The sequence below is a fragment of the Cohnella sp. GbtcB17 genome, assembly GCF_019091135.1.
Lineage (GTDB): Bacteria > Bacillota > Bacilli > Paenibacillales > Paenibacillaceae > Cohnella.
In genome coordinates this window covers 1-17,321 of the sequence record NZ_JAGXJW010000078.1, presented here as the reverse complement: position 1 = coordinate 17,321, position 17,321 = coordinate 1, and the positions used below count along the sequence as shown (strand labels likewise).

Sequence of the window (17,321 nt, the reverse complement as noted above, 5' to 3'; positions counted from 1 at the left end):
GATCGCCAACGCTTGGGACGACAGTCGCCCGGGCGGGCTAGTCTAAGAGCCGGCTGCGAGCGGTTGCAGATATCGTCTCCGCAGGCAACATTCCCCATTGTATGATGCCTATATCTGTCTGTCAATGAACACCTGATCCCGGATTCGCTTCAATCCGTCGCGGATTGCGCGGGCGCGGACTTCGCCGATGCCGTCGACTTCGTCGAGCTCTTCGATCGAAGCTTGGGCGATTCGCGTCAGCGAGCCGAAGCGATCGACGAGATTATGAATGATGACGGCCGGCAGCCGCGAGATCTTGCCCAGGATCCGGTAGCCGCGGGACGGCAGTCCCTCCTCGGCTACGGCGCTCAGCGACACGTAGCCAAGCAGCCGGATGATCAGCACCGAATCCAGCAGCTCGTCGGAGCTGAGCTTCTTGAGCGCGTGCTGAATCTCCCGAATTCGATCTTCGGAAGCGTCCTTGGCGAAGTCTTTGAGGAGGAGGCGCGCCTCCTCCTCGGCATGGCCGACAAGCTCTTCCAATTGCATATTGATCAGACGACCTTCGTTGCCCAGCTCGAGCACGTACCGCTTGATTTCCATCCGGATGCGCAGCACCATCTCGGCGCGCTGCAGCGCGTAGACGACCTCGTGCATCGTCACCTGGTTCTCGAACTCCAGCGCCGACAGGTCCGTCAGCGTCTGCGTATAGACCACCCGGTACCGCTCCAGCGTCTGAATCGCCTGGTTCGCCTTCGTCAGGATGACGCCCATGTCCTTGAGCGCATAGCGCAATTGCCCCTGGTACAGGGTGATGATGTTGCGCCGCTGGGAGATGGAGACGACGAGCTGACCGGTTTGCTTCGCCACCCGCTCCGCCGTGCGGTGCCGGATGCCCGTCTCGATCGAGGAGATCGACGGGTCCGGGATCAACTGCGTATTGGCGTACAAGATCCGCTTGGCATCCTCGCTCAGGATGATCGCGCCGTCCATCTTGGCGAGTTCGTACAAATAGTTCGGGCTGAAGTCGCAGTTGATGGAAAAGCCGCCGTCGACGACCTCCATCACCTCCGGACCGTAGCCGACGACGATGAGCGCGCCGGTCTTGGCGCGCAATACGTTCTCCAGTCCGTCGCGCAGCGGCGTGCCCGGCGCGACAATCCGCAGCAGCTGGTTCATGACGTCCTGCTGCTCGCGTTCTTTGTCTTTGATCTCCTTCGTCACGCGATTCGATCCCCCTATTCCAATGCCGCCTTGAGCGCTTCGGCCACGGACTTGACGGGCACCAGCCGAATGCCGGCGGGCGGCTGCCAGCCCTTCAGGCTCGCTTCGGGCAGGATGACCCGCTTGAAGCCGAGCTTGAGCGCCTCCTTGACGCGCGTCTCGGCGCGGGAGACCGCCCGCACCTCTCCCGTCAGTCCCACCTCGCCGAAGACGACGTCGTCTGGCTTGGTGGCCAGGTCGCGAAAGCTCGACGCCAGACTCACTGCGGCGGCAAGGTCTGCCGCCGGCTCATCCAGCTTGATGCCGCCGGCGACGTTCACGTATGCGTCCTGATTTTGAAAAAACATGCCCATGCGCTTCTCGAGCACGGCGATGACGAGCGATATCCGATGATGGTCGAGTCCCGATGACATCCGCCTCGGCGACGGAAAATGCGTCGGCGCGACGAGCGCCTGCAGCTCGACCATCACGGGCCGCGTCCCCTCCATGCTGGCGACGACCGTGGAGCCGGACACGCCGAGCGGACGCTCGGTGAGGAACAGCTCGGACGGGTTGGACACCTCGCGCAGGCCGTCCTCCGACATGTCGAAGATGCCGATCTCGTTGGTGGAGCCGAAGCGGTTCTTGACCGCGCGAAGCAGCCGGTAAGAATGGTGGCGCTCGCCCTCGAAGTAGAGCACGCAGTCGACCATGTGCTCGAGCAGCCGCGGGCCCGCGATCGCGCCTTCCTTGGTGACGTGGCCGACGAGCACGGTCGCGACGCCGCCCTGCTTGGAGATGCGCATGAACTGGGCCGTGCACTCGCGCACCTGCGCGACGCTGCCCGGCGCGGACGGCACGTCGGGACGATAGACGGTCTGAATCGAATCGATGACGAGAAAGTCCGGCTTCACTTCCTCGATGGACTGCTCGACGAGGTCCAGGTTCGTCTCGCACAGCACGAACAGACGCTCGCTGAGCGCGCCCAGCCGATCGGCGCGAAGCTTGGTCTGGCGGACGGATTCTTCTCCCGACACGTACAGCACGGTCAGACCTTGGCCGGCCAGCGCGTTCGACGTCTGCAGCAGCAGCGTCGACTTGCCGATGCCCGGATCCCCGCCGACGAGCAGCAGCGAGCCCGGCACGAGCCCGCCGCCCAGCACGCGGTTAAGCTCCCCGTTTCCCGTCGGGATCCGGGGTTCCTTGCCGCTTTCTATGTGTATGATGGACTGGGCCTTTTCTTTCGTCCGGGTCAGCTCGCTGCTGCGCCCGACGTTCGCCTTGACGACCGGTTCGGCTTCCTCCACCATCGTGTTCCAGGCGCCGCACCCCGGGCACTTGCCCATCCACTTGGGCGATTCGGTGCCGCATTCGGTGCAGACGAATTTGATCTTCAGCTTGGCCATGGGATTCCCTTCACTAATTCGCTAGTTACAAGAAGTGTATCACACTTGCTCTCCCCGGTTAAAGTCCGGCTCTCCCCGCCTACGCAAAGATCCGCCGCAAGGGAATCCCTTGCGACGGACCGAAGGAGCGCGCTCGGAGCAAAAGCGCGGAACCGGCATCCGAATCACAGGATTAGACGAAGGTTCTCGTATCGTTGTTGCGGCTGAAGCGGAAGATCGCGATCGCGGCGAAAGCGGCGGCGAAGGCGGTCAGCACGAGCAGGTTCATGTACAGGCTGCCGAAGCTGTCGCCGTGCTGCAGCCGGTTGACCGTGTCGAGCAGCCAGTGCTGCGGCAGAAACGCGCCGACCTTGCGGATCGCGTCCGGCATGATGTCCATCGGGAAGTAGCAGCCGGCCAGCAGGCATGTCGGCGTGATGATGAGATTTTGCAGGGCGCTGGACTGGCCTTTCGACTTGGAGAGCGAGACGATCATCAGCGACAGCGCGATCGCGCCGAGACCGAACAGCACCAGGATCAAAGCGAGCTGCATGACCGGCACGCCCGAGTCGATATGGAGCACGCCTCGCATGAAAGTCAGCGTCAGGGCGATCTGGCCGATCATGGCGACGATATTGACCGCGACGTTCGCCGCGACGTACGACCTGGCGGTGACCGGCGAAGAGAGGAGGCGCAGGAACGTGCGATTTTCTTTCTCGCGCAGGATCATCTCCGACATGTTGACGGACGAGAACATAATGAAGGCGACCAGGAAGCCGAGCGATTGGTACGTCGTGTCTTTGACGTTGGACGCGTCGTTCAGACGCTCGCGGTCGACGTTGAAGCCGCCCTGCGCATACGCGGCGTAGATTTGGTCGAAGCGCGCCTTGTCTCCCTTCGTTTCCGAGGCGATGGAAGCGACATTGTTCAGGTAGCCGTCCAGCATCGCCTGAACGTAAGCCGTCACCTGTGCGCCCTTGACGGACAGCAGCTCGAGCTGCTCGGGCGACCCGGCCTTGAGCTTCTCCCCGAATCCTGCCGGTATGACGATGCCCGCGTCCAGCTTGCCCGCTGCGATCTGGTCCTTCAGGTCGGCATCGGACGTCTCCGTGATCTTGACGCCGTCCAGCGCCCCGACGAAGGCGGCGATGTCGCGGCCGACGGCGCCGGCGCCGTCCTGCTGCACGATGCCGATGCGAAGGCCGGCGCCCCCTGCGCTGCCGTACAGACCGGCGGAGAGCAGAACGCCGGCGACGGGCAGCAGGAACAGAATCATATTCGAGCGTTTGCGGAAGGTGTTGCGGAATGTATGGGCCATGAGCCAGAGAATCGTTTTCACGGTTAGATCGTCTCCCTTCTGCGGATCAGGAACATGCATACGGCGAGCAGGACGACGGCGCCTGCAAGATTATAGCTTGCGGCCCACAAGGCGGGCGCCGTATCTCCGCTGAACACCGTCTCGATGACGCCGGAGTTGTTCCAGCGCAGCGGGGAATAGTAGGACACCGTGCCGATAAAGCCGCCGAAGTCGTTGACCGGAAAGTACGCGCCGCCAACGAACGAGGCGATCTGGATAAAAATGAGCAGAAACGAATGGGACGACTTGCCGCGGAAGATCATGCCTGCCGCGAGGCCGAAGCCGATCGACATCAGCACCTCCGTGACCAGCACGAGCAGAACATGCGCCGGATGATCGCCCCAGTTTGCCCCGAAGGCGAAATGGCTGATCAGCATGACGGCGACAATGAAGATTGCGTTGATGAACGTGCTGCCGAGCACCTTGCCGGCGAAAATCTCGGCCTTGGACACCGGCGCGGCGGACAGCCGGACGATCGTATGGCGAGTTCGTTCGCTTTCGATAAGAGAGGCGGCGTTAAGCGCCGCGTACAACGCGATCATCGTCGTCATGGCGACCGCGTAGTAATCCATCGAATTCGGCTGGCTATCCGCCGTGAGCGAAGTCGCCTTCACCAGTTGTGCGGGCGCTTGGCCGCCGCTCCCTGCCTGAGACGATGCGCCTGCGCTCGCGAAGGCGGCCTCGAGATTGTAGCGGTCCGCAAAAGAGGTCAGCATTCCCTGCAGGATGTTGCTCTCGACGGTGCTCCGGCTGTTGTCGTAGTACGCGATGCCCTGGTCGGAAACGTCGGCGAAGGCCGCGTATTGCGCCTCCGTGACGGCCTGCTTGCCGTCCGCTCCGGGAGGCAGCGGCTCGACCGCGACCCCGCTTTCTTCGGCCGCCTTAACGAAGTTCTCCCAGCCGGCGGTCAGCGCGGGGCTCGCGCGGTCGATTTTGTACGCCATCTTGATGTCGCCGATCTCGATGCTGCCGGAGAAAGCGTTGGACAGCGCCAGCCCCAAAATGAGCATGAGCGCGATCGGAAAGGCGAGCATGAAGAGAAAGGTGGACTTGTTGCGCAGCGCCGACACGATTTCTTTTTTTGCGATATGCAGCGTATTCACGCCCTCGTCCCCCTTAGTCTCTCAAATTGCGGCCGGTCAGCGTCAGGAACACCGTCTCGAGGTTCGGCGCCTGCTCCTCGACCGCGCGAATCTCCATGCCGTCGCGGATGAGCTGCTGGACGATGTCGTTCAGGTTGGCGATCTCGGCGCGAGACTGGATTTTGATCCGCTGCTCCTCGATTCGGACGCTCAGGACGCCGCGGATGTCCTTGAGGCGATCCTGGTTCAACCCTTCGACGCTTTTCACGTCGATCCAGATCTCCTTCGAGTCGGTGATGATCGCCTTGAGCTGCTCCTTGGTGCCGTCAGCGATGATCTTGCCATGGTCGACGATCGCGATGCGCGTGCAGATCTCTTCGACCTCTTCCATGTAGTGGCTCGTGTACAGGATCGTGCAGCCCATCCGGTTAAGCTCCTTGACCGATTGCAAAATGTAGTTGCGCGAGTGCGGATCGATGCCGACCGTCGGTTCGTCCATGATGATCAGCTTCGGCCGGTGCGCGATCGCGCAGGCGATGTTGAGCCGGCGCTTCATGCCGCCGGAGAAATTTTTGGGCAGCTCCTTATGCTTGTCGCCGAGTCCGACGAAGCTGAGCGCTTCCTCCACCCGCGCCTTCAGCTCGTTGCCGCGGAAACCGTACAGTCCGGCGAAAAATCTCACGTTTTCGAAGGCGGTCATGTCCTCGTAGATGGCCAGATCCTGCGGCACGATGCCGATGTTCATTTTGGCGAAGTGCGCGTGCTTGGCGATGTTTTTGCCGAGAAACCTGATCTCGCCCTTTGTGGGACGGAGCAGCGAGGCGATCATGCTGATCGTCGTGCTCTTGCCTGCCCCGTTGGCGCCGAGGAAGCCGAAGATCTCTCCTTCCTTCAAGGTAAGAGACATATTGTCCACCGCCGCGAAGTCCCCGAATTTCTTGGTCAGTCCGCCGATCTCGATAATGTTCATTTCGCTTTCGCTCCCGTCGTTCATTTGTTGATCTCATCATAAAAAAAAGGACGCCCTTATGTCAGTGCATAAGTTCATCCTTTGGCATGAGAAATCTCATATGATTCGCTCATGAAATATCATGAGCCCGCGCGCACCGGCAGCAGCGTCGTCACGCTGAAGCCGCGGGAGCCGTCGACGATGATCGTGCCGCCCTCCGACGCCGCCCGCTCTTCCATGCCGACGATGCCGAGTCCCTTCACGACCTTGTCAGCCCCGCGGCCGTCGTCGCGCACGACGGTCTTGACGAATTTGTTCAGGACGAGCACCTCGACCGCGATCGATTCGGCGCCGCTGTACTTCAGCGAATTGGTGACGGCCTCGGTAACGTTCGCCTGAATGATGCGCCACTGGAGCTGAGTGATCGTATCGAGATTGCCGGCATAGTTCAGCGTCGCCCGAATGTCCTGCTTCGCCGACAGCTCGTCCACGAACAGCTGCAGCCGCCCGATGCCGAGCTGCTCGGCGGGCGGCTTGGACTGCTTCAGCGTCAGGCGGATGCGCTCCAGTCCCTCCTTGGAGATGACGATCGCATTGCCCAGCAGCTCCTCCGCCTTCGCCCGGTTCGTGTCCAGCAGCCGCCTGGCTGCCTCCATCTGAATGAGCGCTCCGGCCATCGAGTGGCCGATCTCGTCATGGATTTGCTGCGACAGCCGGCCCCGCTCCTCCAGCTTGATCGTATACTCGGACTGGCGGGCGTACTCTTCATTGTCCGCGAGCGCGCGGGTCAGCCTGCGCGCGTCGTCCTGCAGCTTGTCCCGCTCCTCCTCGCGGAGAGCCAGCCGCGCGTACAGCCGGCAGGTCGAGGCGTACAGCATGAAGCACAGCGCCGACGTCAGCGCATAGAGCGGCCTGTCCTGCGCCGGCAGCAGCAGCGCTGGGGCAGCGAGTACGACGGCGGACTGCCAGTTGGCGGCGCCAAGGCCCGAGGCCGCTTCGTACAGGTTCGGGACGGCGAGCAGCAGGAACAGCGGGTGCAGCTCCAACGCGCCGTAGACCGCGAGCGCCGCGGACAGCGCCGACAGCGCGAGCGGCACTTGCTTGATGCGCCTGAAGGGCGGGATGCCGAAGCTGAAGCAGGTATACAACAACAAGACGAGCATATAAACGGGACGAAACGACTCGTCGTGGGGCGTCCCGTACAGCATATATCCGACAAACAGCAGCAGAGCGGATTTGCTCCCGAGCAGCCACAGTTCCATCGGCTTTTTCTACTCCTCGCCCGGCACGCGAGCCTCGCCCGTGAGATAGTAGATCGCGATCTGCGTGCGATGCTCAAGGCCGGTCTTGTTCAAGATCGACGTAATATAGTTGGCGGTCGTGCCTTCGGAGATGAACAGCTTGCGCGAGATCTCCTTGTTCGACAGGCCGCGGGCGATCTGCTCCATGATATCGAGCTCGCGCTCGGTGAACAGGCTGCGGTCGATCGCTTCGCCCGGCCTGGCGGGCGGTGCCGCGGCGGGGGCAGGCTGCTGCGGGGCGGCGCCTTGCGCGAGCTGGGCCTTGATCTTGTCCAGCACGACGTCCTGGAGCACGTCGTGGTTGTTGTGCACGCTTTTGATGGCGTCGCGAATCCGCTCCGGGTCGTTATTTTTGAGCAGATAGCCTCTAGCTCCCGCCTTGATTGCCTCGAGGATGTATTCCTCGTCGTCGAAGGTCGTCAAAATGAGCGGCTTCGTCTTCGTGTTGGCCGCGATGAGCCGCGCCGCCTCCACGCCGTTCATGTGCGGCATGCGCACGTCGAGCAGCGCGACGTCCGGCGCATGCGCCTCGCAGAAAGCGGCCGCTTGCGCGCCGTCCTCGACCGTCCCCACCACCTCGAACTCCTCGAAGCTGGTCAGGATGATTTTCATGCCTTCGCGGATAAATGAGTTGTCGTCGGCGATCAGCACTTTGATCGGCAAAACCTTCCACCTCGCTTTATGTCTATGTTGATCATAAGCGCTGCGGGAGCGGCGCGCAATCCGCTAAGCCGAACTTCGCTTGGTGCGGTGCGCTGCGGAAACGCGAAGCTGCACCAATACGCGGGCCGCGTGGCCGCGGCGCGCTATGCGCCTCATCCATGCACAAGAATTGTGCATGGCAGGCGGGCCGCGTGATCGCGGCGCGCATTGCACCAAAGTTGCCGCCGCTGCGAAGCGGCGACACTGCCCTGGCCCGCCCCCGCTTCCGCTATTGCCGCCTATTGCCGCCACCTCTCAGGTACCCGCCAACGAAAAAAAACGCCGGCGGAACGACTCTGACGAGTGTCCCGCCGGCGCGGATCGTGCGTTAAATCGACTTAGCTATTGTTCTTGACCGCTTCGCTCTCATCCGAGGAGGACGACGAGCTCGTTGTGTTCACGACCAGCGCGCCTTCCTTCTCGTCGATCTCGAGCGTGTCACCCTTTTGGATCTTGCCGAGCAGCAACTCCTCGGACAAGCGATCCTCGATGTGCTTCTGAATCGCCCGGCGCAGCGGACGCGCGCCGTAGGCAGGGTCGAAGCCTTCCTTGGCAAGGAAGTTCTTGGCGGCTTGGGTGAGCTCGAACTTGACGTTGTGCTCGACGAGGCGCTTCTTGAGATCGTCGGCCATAAGCGTGACGATCTGCGCGATGTGCTCTTCCGCGAGCGGGTGGAACACGATCATCTCGTCGATCCGGTTCAGGAACTCGGGGCGGAACGACTTCTTCAGCTCGCCGAGCACCTTATCCTTCATGTTGTTGTAATCTTTGCCCGCATCCTGCACGGCGGTGAAGCCGAGCGTGGAGTTGCGCTTGATCTGGTCAGCGCCGACGTTGGACGTCATGATGATCAGCGTGTTGCGGAAGTCTACCGTGCGGCCCTTGGAGTCGGTCAGACGACCGTCTTCAAGTACTTGCAGCAGCACGTTGAACACTTCGGGATGCGCCTTCTCGATCTCGTCGAGCAGGACGACCGAGTACGGCTTGCGGCGGACCTTCTCGGTCAGCTGGCCGCCCTCGTCGTAGCCGACGTATCCGGGAGGCGCCCCGACGAGACGGGACGTGGAGTGCTTCTCCATGTACTCCGACATGTCGATGCGGATGACCGCGTTCTCGTCGCCGAACATCGCTTCGGCCAGCGCGCGGGCCAGCTCAGTCTTGCCGACGCCCGTCGGGCCGAGGAAGATGAACGAGCCAATCGGACGCTTCGGATCCTTGAGTCCGGCACGGGAGCGACGGACGGCGCGGGCGACTGCCTTGACGGCTTCTTCCTGGCCGATGACGCGGTCGTGCAGGATGCTCTCCAGCTTCAGCAGGCGCTCGGTCTCTTCTTCAGCCAGCTTGACGACCGGAATGCCGGTCCAGCTTGCGACGACCTGGGCGATATCGTCCGGCGTCACCTCGGAGTCCGTGCGGCCTTGCTTTTCCTTCCACTGGTTCTTCGTAGAGTCGAGCTCCTCGCGGATCTTCTGCTCGGTGTCGCGCAGCGCCGCGGCCTTCTCGAATTCCTGGCTCTGAACGGCTGCGTCCTTCTCCTTGCGGATGTCTTCAAGACGCGCTTCGAGCTGCTTGAGATTCGGCGGTACCGTATACGAACGCAGTCTTACCTTGGAGCTGGCTTCGTCGATCAGATCGATCGCCTTGTCCGGCAGGAAGCGGTCCGTGATGTAACGGTCGGACAGCTTGACCGCAGCTTCGATCGCGTCGTCCGTGATCTTGACCCGGTGATGCGCTTCGTAGCGGTCGCGCAGGCCGTTCAGGATCTGGATCGCTTCTTCCGGAGACGGCTGGTCGACCGTGATCGGCTGGAAGCGGCGCTCGAGCGCGGCGTCCTTCTCGATGTACTTGCGATATTCGTCGAGCGTCGTCGCGCCGATGCACTGCAGCTCGCCTCTCGCGAGAGCGGGCTTCAGGATGTTGGACGCGTCGATCGCGCCTTCGGCGCCGCCGGCGCCGATCAGCGTGTGCAGCTCGTCGATGAACAGGATGACATTGCCGGCCTGGCGAATCTCGTCCATGATCTTCTTCAGGCGATCTTCGAATTCGCCGCGGTACTTGGTGCCGGCGACGACGGAGCCCATGTCCAGCGTCATGACGCGCTTGTCGCGGAGCGTCTCGGGAATCTCGTTGTTCACGATGCGCTGCGCGAGGCCCTCGGCGATCGCCGTCTTGCCGACGCCGGGCTCGCCGATGAGCACCGGGTTGTTCTTGGTCCGGCGGGAAAGCACCTGGATGACGCGTTCGATCTCCTTGGCGCGGCCGATGACCGGGTCGATATTGTTGTCGCGGGCGCTGGCCGTCAGGTCGCGGGCCAGGCCGTCAAGCGTAGGCGTGCTTACGTTGTTGGAAGGCCCGTGATTCTGCGACACGCTCTCGCTGCTGCCGAGAAGCTGCAGCACTTGCTGGCGCGCCTTGTTCAGGCTGATGCCGAGGTTGTTCAACACGCGAGCGGCCACGCCTTCGCCTTCGCGGATCAGACCGAGCAGGATGTGCTCCGTGCCGACGTACGTATGGCCGAGCTTGCGCGCTTCATCCATCGACAACTCGATGACTTTTTTCGCGCGCGGGGTGTAGGCGATGTTCGTCGGCTGCTCCTGGCCGCGTCCGATCAACGATTCGACTTCATCCTGGATCTTCTCAAGGCCGAGCCCCAGCGCGATGAGCGCCTTGGCGGCGATGGATTCGCCTTCGCGGATAAGACCAAGCAAAATGTGCTCCGTACCGATATTGTTGTGTCCCAGGCGCACCGCTTCTTCCTGTGCCAATGCAAGAACCTTCTGTGCGCGTTCGGTGAATCGTCCGAACATCATGAGACAGCACCTCCTCGTTATAATATAAGAATAGATGATTTAGGCATGAGTTGCCAGTCTGGACGAGATCATTTGGGCGCGGGTCATGTCCCGCTGTTCCGGACTGAGCGCCTCGCCGTATGCCTGCTGCAGAAATCCCGGCTGAATCGACACAAGCAGCTCGTTCAGCGTACCTTCGTCCACGCCCGGCAGCAGACCCAGATGGACGCCGAGCCGCAGGTCCGACAGACGCTGCGAAGCTTCCTTCGCATCGATGACGGCGGCATAGCTCAGTACGCCGAACGACCTTTTGATCCGATCCTCGACCTTCAGTCTCGACTCGTTCATCAGCTTCGCCCGCGCCGCCTTCTCGTGCTCAATGACCTGACGGGCGACCGCGTGCAAATGATCGATGATCTCGGTCTCGGACTGGCCCAGCGTGATCTGGTTGGAAATTTGAAACAGGTTGCCCGTCGCCTCGCTGCCTTCGCCGTACATGCCCCTGACCGCCAGGCCGACTTGCGTGACCGCCGACAGAATCCGATTGATCTGCCCGGTCATGACGAGTGCGGGCAGGTGCATCATGACCGACGCGCGAATGCCCGTGCCGACGTTCGTCGGACAACTGGTCAGGAAGCCGTACTTCTCGTCGAAGGCGTAGTCGACGGCCTCTTCGAAAATATCGTCGATCTTGCTCGCGGTGTCCCAGGTTTCCTTCAACTGGAATCCCGCATGCAGACATTGAATGCGCAAGTGGTCCTCTTCGTTCACCATCAGGCTGATGTCTTCGCCGGGACCGAGCATGAGCGCGGCATGCTGGGCCTGGTTCGCAAGCGCCGGGCTGATCAGATGCTTTTCCACCAGCACCTGCTTCTCCAGCTCGCTCAGCTCCGACAGCCGCACGCTGCTCACATCGCCCAGGCCGCTCAGCCGGCCGCTCTCGTTGACGAGGAGCAGCCGGTCCATCGCCTCCGACGCCTGATCGGCGCTGGCCATCATCGGAAAAGGAAGATGCCGCAAATTGCGGGCGATGCGCACCCGGCTGCTCAATACGACGTCGTGATCCGGCGCATCCGCCTTCATCCAGGGGCTTAGCGCCTCCGCGGTATATTTCCGATTACCCATGTGCAGTGCCCCCTAACCGTTCTGGACTTCGCGCTCGAGCTCGCGGATGCGGTCGCGCAATTCGGCCGCGGACTCGAAGTCTTCGCCTTCGATCCGGCTCTGCATCTCGCGCTTCAAGCCGTCGATCTCGCGACGCAGCCTGACCAGCCCGCCGGCCCGCTTCGGCACCTTGCCTACATGGACCGTATTGCCGTGCACCCGCTTCAGCAACGGGTCGAGCCGTTCCGCGAACTGCTTGTAGCAGCGGGCGCAGCCGAATCGGCCCAGCTTGCTGAACTGACCGTAGGTCATGCCGCATCCCTCGCAGCGTTGCTGCTGCTGGACTTGAGCCTTGGCGCCCGACAGTCCCGCGGGATCGAAGTCCATGAGGCCGGAGAGCAGATTGTGGATGGAAAAGCCGGACGATGTCCCGGGGATGAGCTCGCCCTTCTCCCTCGCGCATGCCTCGCATATGTGCAGCTCCGTCTTTTCTCCGTTGACGTACTTCGTAAAATGAAGCGTAGCCGGCCGCTGGCCGCACTCCTGACAAAGCAACTTGATCTCCTCCCCACGGTTATAAAGGTTCACGTACGTCAGCTCATCCGATGCTATCGCGCGAGCAGCGCCAGCAGCATCACCCGCATCAGGTTGGACCTCAGCTCGTCTTGCAGCGGCTGCTTGAGCGGAAGCGCCTCCGCCGACAGCGCGGTTCGCATTAGATGCGCCTCGCGGGCGGTGACGATCCCGGCCTCTTCGAGCTGATAGATCAGGCCGTTGGCCTTGTTCTCGTCGATCCGGCTGCCTGCGCTCTGATGCAACAGACGTTGTACGGCTTCCAGCGAAGGGAGGTCCACGCGTTGAATGCGGATATAGCCGCCGCCGCCCCGTTTACTCTCTACACTGTACCCTTTTTCGAGCGTAAACCGTGTGCTGATGACGTAATTGATCTGAGAAGGCACGCATGAGAACTTCTCTGCGAGATCTCCCCGCTGGATCTCGATCGAGCCTGCGCTGCTCTGCAGGATCTGCTTCAGATAGTGCTCGATCAGATCGGATATGTTGCGCATAACAAGAGCCTAACCCCCTTTCCGGAGAACGGCTTCGACTTTTGACTTTGACTTTCTTTGACTATAACCATATTATACGCGCTTTATAATAAAATGCAACCCCGTTTGCCGTAACGTCGGAAGCCGCGGCCAACCGTCTCTCTCCTCCTCAGTATGCACCGATTCGCGTCCGTTTAAAAATCGCAGGCTCCCGCTTTCCCTCTGCCGTTGACTTGGTTATCATTTACATCATAACCAATAACGGAAAGCGGTGATCCACATGGCCATCGTCAATACCCTTCTCCTCGTTATCGCCATCATTCTCCTGCTGCGCATCAACGCGAAGCTGCCTGGCAAAAATCTTGTTCAAGAAGCGGTCGATCGGTACGAAGCGTCCAAAAAAACGGAAGCGTAGCAGAAGGCGCAGCGCCTTGCCGCCTATCGGCAGTCGGGCGTTGCGCCTTTCTTGATCGTTTAGAAAAAGTCCGCCAGAAACGTCTCGTATCTCGGCACGCGGCGTTCAAGAAGAGCGACAAGATCCGGGCTCCCGTCAAGCCTTCCCGCCTCGGCCAACATTCCCGGACGGCGTCCACCGAGCAGCAGTGCCGTCAGCGACTGTATGTCCAACGTGACCGAAGCTGCGGGAACGTCTTCCGCACGAGTCAACGCCGCCTGGCCGTCCGCCCCGATCGACAGGCGAAACGCGCCGTCGTTCCAGGGCGCATGCGCATCCTGCAAGCGAAGCGACAGCGACTCCTCCGTGCCGGGCACGAACCTGAATCGGGCTATGAAGCCTTCGGCATCTACGATGCGCGACATAAAGTACGGATGCGTCTCCTGCTTGAAGCGAGGGTCGGCGACCAGAAACGGCAGCGGATCGTCCATGGGCACGGTCATCAGAAGCCTGTCGATCATCGAATCGTGATTCCTGACAAATTCCCACAGCCCGCTGCGCGCTTGTTCCGTAACGGATACCCACTCATGCACCGTCATGACCCGATTTTCCACCTGGTAGTGCAAGTAGCCTTCGGGTTCGCCCGCTTCGTTGCGATACAAGGCGAGCAGACCCGGCATCGTCCAGCGCTTGCGCGTCCACCACTCCTCGCTCCGATCCAGCATGCCTGTATAACGCGAAGCGGCCTTGGCATACAGATCGGCGACTGCAGCCGTATTCGGCGCGATTCGCTCGACGCTGCCCGGTGTATGCCGCTTCGCCGGAAAGTGGCGCGGTTCGAGCTCGTACTTTTTGCGCTCGCAAGTCATCTCCCAGCCGAATTTGCGGTAAAAAGGGAACGCGAACGGGTGCAGCATGCTGACCGTCTGGCCCTGCTCGCGCATCTGCTCCAGCGATGCGCGCAGGAGCCGCGACACGCAGCCGTGACGGCGCGCCTCCGGCCAGGTCGCCACGCCAGCGACGCCGCCCATTTCCAAGCTGACGCCGTTTACCCAGACTCGAAACGGAATCAGGATCAGCGCCGACAGCAGCTTCCCCTGTTCGTCGAAGGCGCCCAGATGCTCCTCCGGCCGGAAGTAACGCAGCTCCGTCTCGCGCCGCTCCTGCGGCAGCTTGAATTGAAACGCGAATTCGGATAGCTCGATCCGCTCGTCGAAATCGTCGAGCGTCAGATGACGAATGTCCATGCGAATAGCCAACCTCCCTTATGCTACCACTATAGCTTAAGAGCGATCCGCTTGCACGGTCTGGGAGAGAACGGGCCTCGCGCTTCTGTTCCTGAGGTAGAGATAGGCGCAGCCGATGGACAGCAGCACGACGACGGCCAATCCCCAATAGATATTGCTGTACGCATCCTGCAGCGGCAGGCTCTTCTGCCAGTCGATGGCGCTCGCTGAGAGCGCGACGCCGAAGGCGCCGCTCACGAACTGGAGGAGCTGGAACAGCCCCATTCCGGAGCCGATCTGCGCGGTGGGAAGCAGTCGCGACATCTCGTTGGAGATGCTGCTGGTCATGAAGGTAAAGCCCGAGCTTAGCAGCATATAAATCAACAGAATCGACACGTACGACGTCCCGGACAACAGCGCGAACAAGACGACGGAGAGGAGAATCAGCATCGGAATGTAACGGATAATCGCCGCGTTGCCGCTGCGGTCGATGATGCCGCCGACTTTGCGGGACATCAGAAGCGCGAGCAGCGAGCCCGGGAAGATCACAAGGCCCGATTCGATGGCGCTGAGCCCGTGGAGATGAACTAAAATTTGCGGAAGCAGGAACAACGTAGCGAAGCTCGACAGGTATGCCACGACGCCGACAGCGCTAAGCAGCAAGTACTTGCGGTTCGCGAACAACGCAGGCAGCACGAACGGGTAACGGGCGGTGCGAATACGCGCGGCGAACAGAAGGAGCGCCGCTATACCGCCGGCGAGCATGTACCACTGGTGATTTGTCAAAAATAACAGAACGCCCGTCGTGCTGACGGCGGCCAGCAGCGCGCCGGGGAGATCGAGCGACCCGGCGCCTTTGTTCTCGCGGGGCAGTAGGATCGCCAGCACCGGCACAAGAATCAATGTGCAGGCGCTGACGGCGAACAGGAAATGCCAGCCGAGGTACTGAACGACGGCACCGCCGACAACAGGGCCGAGTCCGAGGCCAAGCGAAGCCGCAGACATAATGATTGCCATGGCGGCGCCTCTGCGCTCCATCGGCACGTAGCGGCTAATAAGCACGAGCGAGAGCGAGGGAATCGCACCTGCGCCGGCCGCTTGGACGATCCGCACGATTAGCAGCACCAGGAAGCTGTCGGCGAACAGACCGACGATCGCAGCAAGACCGAAGAGCAGCAAGCCTATAACGACCAGCCGCCTGATCGGCACGTAGTCCGACAGCCTGCTGTACGTAATCGAAGAGATCGCGAATACGATAGAATATCCGGTTACGATCCACGAAGCGCTCGACGGAGAAAGCGCGAAGTCATGCGTAACGTCCGGCAGCGCCAAATTAAACATCATCGTATTCATGATGACGAGTACCATGGCCAGGCCAAGCATGAGCGTCGCGACCTTCTCTGACTTGAAGGACGGGGCCTCCTTATTCGCAGCCAACTTTCCAGCTGCATTTATTGCGTTCATTCGATTCATCTCCATTCGCGTTATTTCATTGTTTTAATGTTCTATGATTATCGAACAATAGAAATATAACATCCTATATGATAAAATGCAATTACGAATCTAATTCAAAGGAGGGCTCCGCTCATGAAGCCGCTCTTCCATCCAGATACCGCGGATATCCAGCTCTCTTCCGTATTATATGCGCTTAGCGACCCTGTTCGGCTTACGATCGTGCACAAGCTGCGACAGAACGGCGAACGAGCCTGCGGCGATATCGAGCTGCCGATCGCCAAGTCCACCGTCTCCCACCACAGCCGTACGCTGCGCGAAGCAGGGGTCATACGTACGCGAACGCACGGTACCCATCGATTGCTCTCCCTTCGCGAGGAAGATCTGGAGGCGCGCTTCCCAGGATTGTTGAATGCGATTCTCGCTTCTTATGAAGAAACCGACGAGCTTTGAGCTGTCGGTTTTTTTTGCATCGATGACAAGACTTGTCACCATAAAGGGATAAGCTGGCCTTGAGGACGCCGGTCGGCGACCATCATGGCCAAGGAGCTGATCCCATTGAGCATTCGTTTTGTACCCTTTATCCAGTTAGACGGCCGCGCTAAGGAAGCCATCGAGCTTTATGTAGAAGCGCTTGGCGCGGAAGTGACGTTCAGTCAAACCTTCGGCGCCGGCCCCGGCGCATCGGCTGCGATGCCGGAAGAATTGAAGAATCGGATCGCACACAGCGAATTAAAAATTGGAGACGCCCAGCTCATGGTCGCCGATTCCGAGCCGGGTAAAAGCCCGCGGGAAGGAGATCTGCTCACCGTCTGCATAACGACGCCGGATGCCGAGCAGGCTACGCGCATGTACAACGCGCTTCGAGAAGACGGCGAAGTGATCACGCCGCTCGGCGCCTTTCATTTTAGCCCCGCCTATGGCGTCGTGAAGGACAAGTTCGGCGTCACGTTTCAATGCTTTACGTCGAGGAGACGCGATTAGGATGTGACAGCATACGCGTGGACCCAGAAGACGTTATTTGGCTCTCATTCCGCCTTTTTGGCACCGTTGCGGACCCTGCAGCCGTTATTTACACGTTGGCAGGCTGCTTCGGACGACTTTGGCGCATTTAACGTCTCTCCGGTCCGCAACATGCTCTATAACGTGGATATTCGCAAAATTAACGCCCCCTGAGCCCGCCAGTACACGCGATGTCACGCTCGCCGCCGACACCATACGCAAAACACAACGAAAAAACCACCCTCCGAAGAAGGTGGTTCTCTTTACTGCTCTTTAGCCTGGCGACGTCCTACTCTCCCAGGACCCTGCGGTCCAAGTACCATTGGCGCTGGAGGGCTTAACGGTCGTGT

At 60.8% G+C, this 17,321-nt stretch carries 16 protein-coding genes and 1 rRNA gene; 3 read left to right on the top strand and 14 right to left on the bottom strand.

Annotated elements, in window-relative coordinates:
- Positions 1-108: 108 nt before the first annotated feature.
- The 11 genes from disA to KVT38_RS29880 form a co-directional block, all read right to left on the bottom strand.
- Positions 109-1,203: a DNA integrity scanning diadenylate cyclase DisA gene (gene disA, locus KVT38_RS29930; RefSeq protein WP_483298204.1), complete on the bottom strand. Its 1,095-nt coding sequence runs from the start codon at positions 1,201-1,203 to the stop codon at positions 109-111.
- 14 nt (positions 1,204-1,217) lie between these two features.
- Entirely contained in the window at positions 1,218-2,588 is a 1,371-nt protein-coding gene (gene radA, locus KVT38_RS29925) for a DNA repair protein RadA (protein WP_217597417.1), read from the bottom strand.
- A 172-nt stretch (positions 2,589-2,760) separates the two neighbouring features.
- A complete protein-coding gene (locus tag KVT38_RS29920; RefSeq protein WP_217597416.1) occupies positions 2,761-3,906 on the bottom strand; it encodes an ABC transporter permease in 1,146 nt (381 codons plus the stop codon).
- A 2-nt stretch (positions 3,907-3,908) separates the two neighbouring features.
- Positions 3,909-5,027, bottom strand: coding sequence for an ABC transporter permease (locus KVT38_RS29915; protein WP_217597415.1), 1,119 nt, complete (start codon positions 5,025-5,027; stop codon positions 3,909-3,911).
- Positions 5,028-5,040: 13 nt separating this feature from the next.
- Positions 5,041-5,976 (bottom strand): ABC transporter ATP-binding protein, encoded by a 936-nt coding sequence (locus KVT38_RS29910; RefSeq protein WP_217597414.1) that lies wholly within the window; start codon positions 5,974-5,976, stop codon positions 5,041-5,043.
- A 119-nt stretch (positions 5,977-6,095) separates the two neighbouring features.
- Positions 6,096-7,217, bottom strand: a complete 1,122-nt coding sequence (locus KVT38_RS29905) for a sensor histidine kinase (RefSeq protein WP_217597413.1) — start codon at positions 7,215-7,217, stop codon at positions 6,096-6,098.
- A 9-nt stretch (positions 7,218-7,226) separates the two neighbouring features.
- On the bottom strand, positions 7,227-7,919 hold the full coding sequence (locus KVT38_RS29900; protein ID WP_217597412.1) for a response regulator transcription factor: 693 nt from the start codon (positions 7,917-7,919) through the stop codon (positions 7,227-7,229).
- Positions 7,920-8,296: 377 nt separating this feature from the next.
- Entirely contained in the window at positions 8,297-10,768 is a 2,472-nt protein-coding gene (clpC, locus tag KVT38_RS29895) for an ATP-dependent protease ATP-binding subunit ClpC (protein ID WP_217597411.1), read from the bottom strand.
- Between the two features lie 39 nt (positions 10,769-10,807).
- Positions 10,808-11,872, bottom strand: coding sequence for a protein arginine kinase (locus tag KVT38_RS29890; protein ID WP_217597410.1), 1,065 nt, complete (start codon positions 11,870-11,872; stop codon positions 10,808-10,810).
- A 12-nt stretch (positions 11,873-11,884) separates the two neighbouring features.
- The gene (gene mcsA / locus KVT38_RS29885; protein ID WP_217597409.1) at positions 11,885-12,406 is read right to left on the bottom strand and encodes a protein-arginine kinase activator protein McsA; all 522 of its coding nucleotides are present in this window, start codon (positions 12,404-12,406) and stop codon (positions 11,885-11,887) included.
- Positions 12,407-12,459: 53 nt separating this feature from the next.
- Positions 12,460-12,918 (bottom strand): CtsR family transcriptional regulator, encoded by a 459-nt coding sequence (locus KVT38_RS29880; RefSeq protein WP_217597408.1) that lies wholly within the window; start codon positions 12,916-12,918, stop codon positions 12,460-12,462.
- Between the two features lie 259 nt (positions 12,919-13,177).
- Between KVT38_RS29880 and KVT38_RS35290 the strand changes: the two genes are divergently transcribed.
- Positions 13,178-13,312 carry a hypothetical protein gene (locus tag KVT38_RS35290; protein ID WP_256455238.1) on the top strand — a complete coding sequence of 45 codons (135 nt, stop codon included), beginning with the start codon at positions 13,178-13,180 and terminating at the stop codon, positions 13,310-13,312.
- A 59-nt stretch (positions 13,313-13,371) separates the two neighbouring features.
- Here the strand turns inward: KVT38_RS35290 and KVT38_RS29875 are convergent, their stop codons facing one another.
- Both KVT38_RS29875 and KVT38_RS29870 read right to left on the bottom strand, forming a co-directional pair.
- Positions 13,372-14,538: a GNAT family N-acetyltransferase gene (locus KVT38_RS29875; protein WP_217597407.1), complete on the bottom strand. Its 1,167-nt coding sequence runs from the start codon at positions 14,536-14,538 to the stop codon at positions 13,372-13,374.
- Positions 14,539-14,574: 36 nt separating this feature from the next.
- The gene (locus KVT38_RS29870; protein WP_217597406.1) at positions 14,575-15,981 is read right to left on the bottom strand and encodes an MFS transporter; all 1,407 of its coding nucleotides are present in this window, start codon (positions 15,979-15,981) and stop codon (positions 14,575-14,577) included.
- A gap of 123 nt (positions 15,982-16,104) precedes the next feature.
- On the opposite strand from KVT38_RS29870, the gene KVT38_RS29865 reads away from it, so the two are divergent.
- Together KVT38_RS29865 and KVT38_RS29860 are read left to right on the top strand one after the other, a co-directional pair.
- Complete coding sequence (locus tag KVT38_RS29865; protein ID WP_217597405.1) at positions 16,105-16,422, top strand: ArsR/SmtB family transcription factor; 318 nt, start codon at positions 16,105-16,107, stop codon at positions 16,420-16,422.
- Positions 16,423-16,527: 105 nt separating this feature from the next.
- Positions 16,528-16,953 carry a VOC family protein gene (locus KVT38_RS29860; RefSeq protein WP_217597404.1) on the top strand — a complete coding sequence of 142 codons (426 nt, stop codon included), beginning with the start codon at positions 16,528-16,530 and terminating at the stop codon, positions 16,951-16,953.
- 294 nt (positions 16,954-17,247) lie between these two features.
- Here the strand turns inward: KVT38_RS29860 and rrf are convergent.
- Positions 17,248-17,321 (bottom strand): 5S ribosomal RNA (gene rrf, locus KVT38_RS35895); the annotation flags it as partial.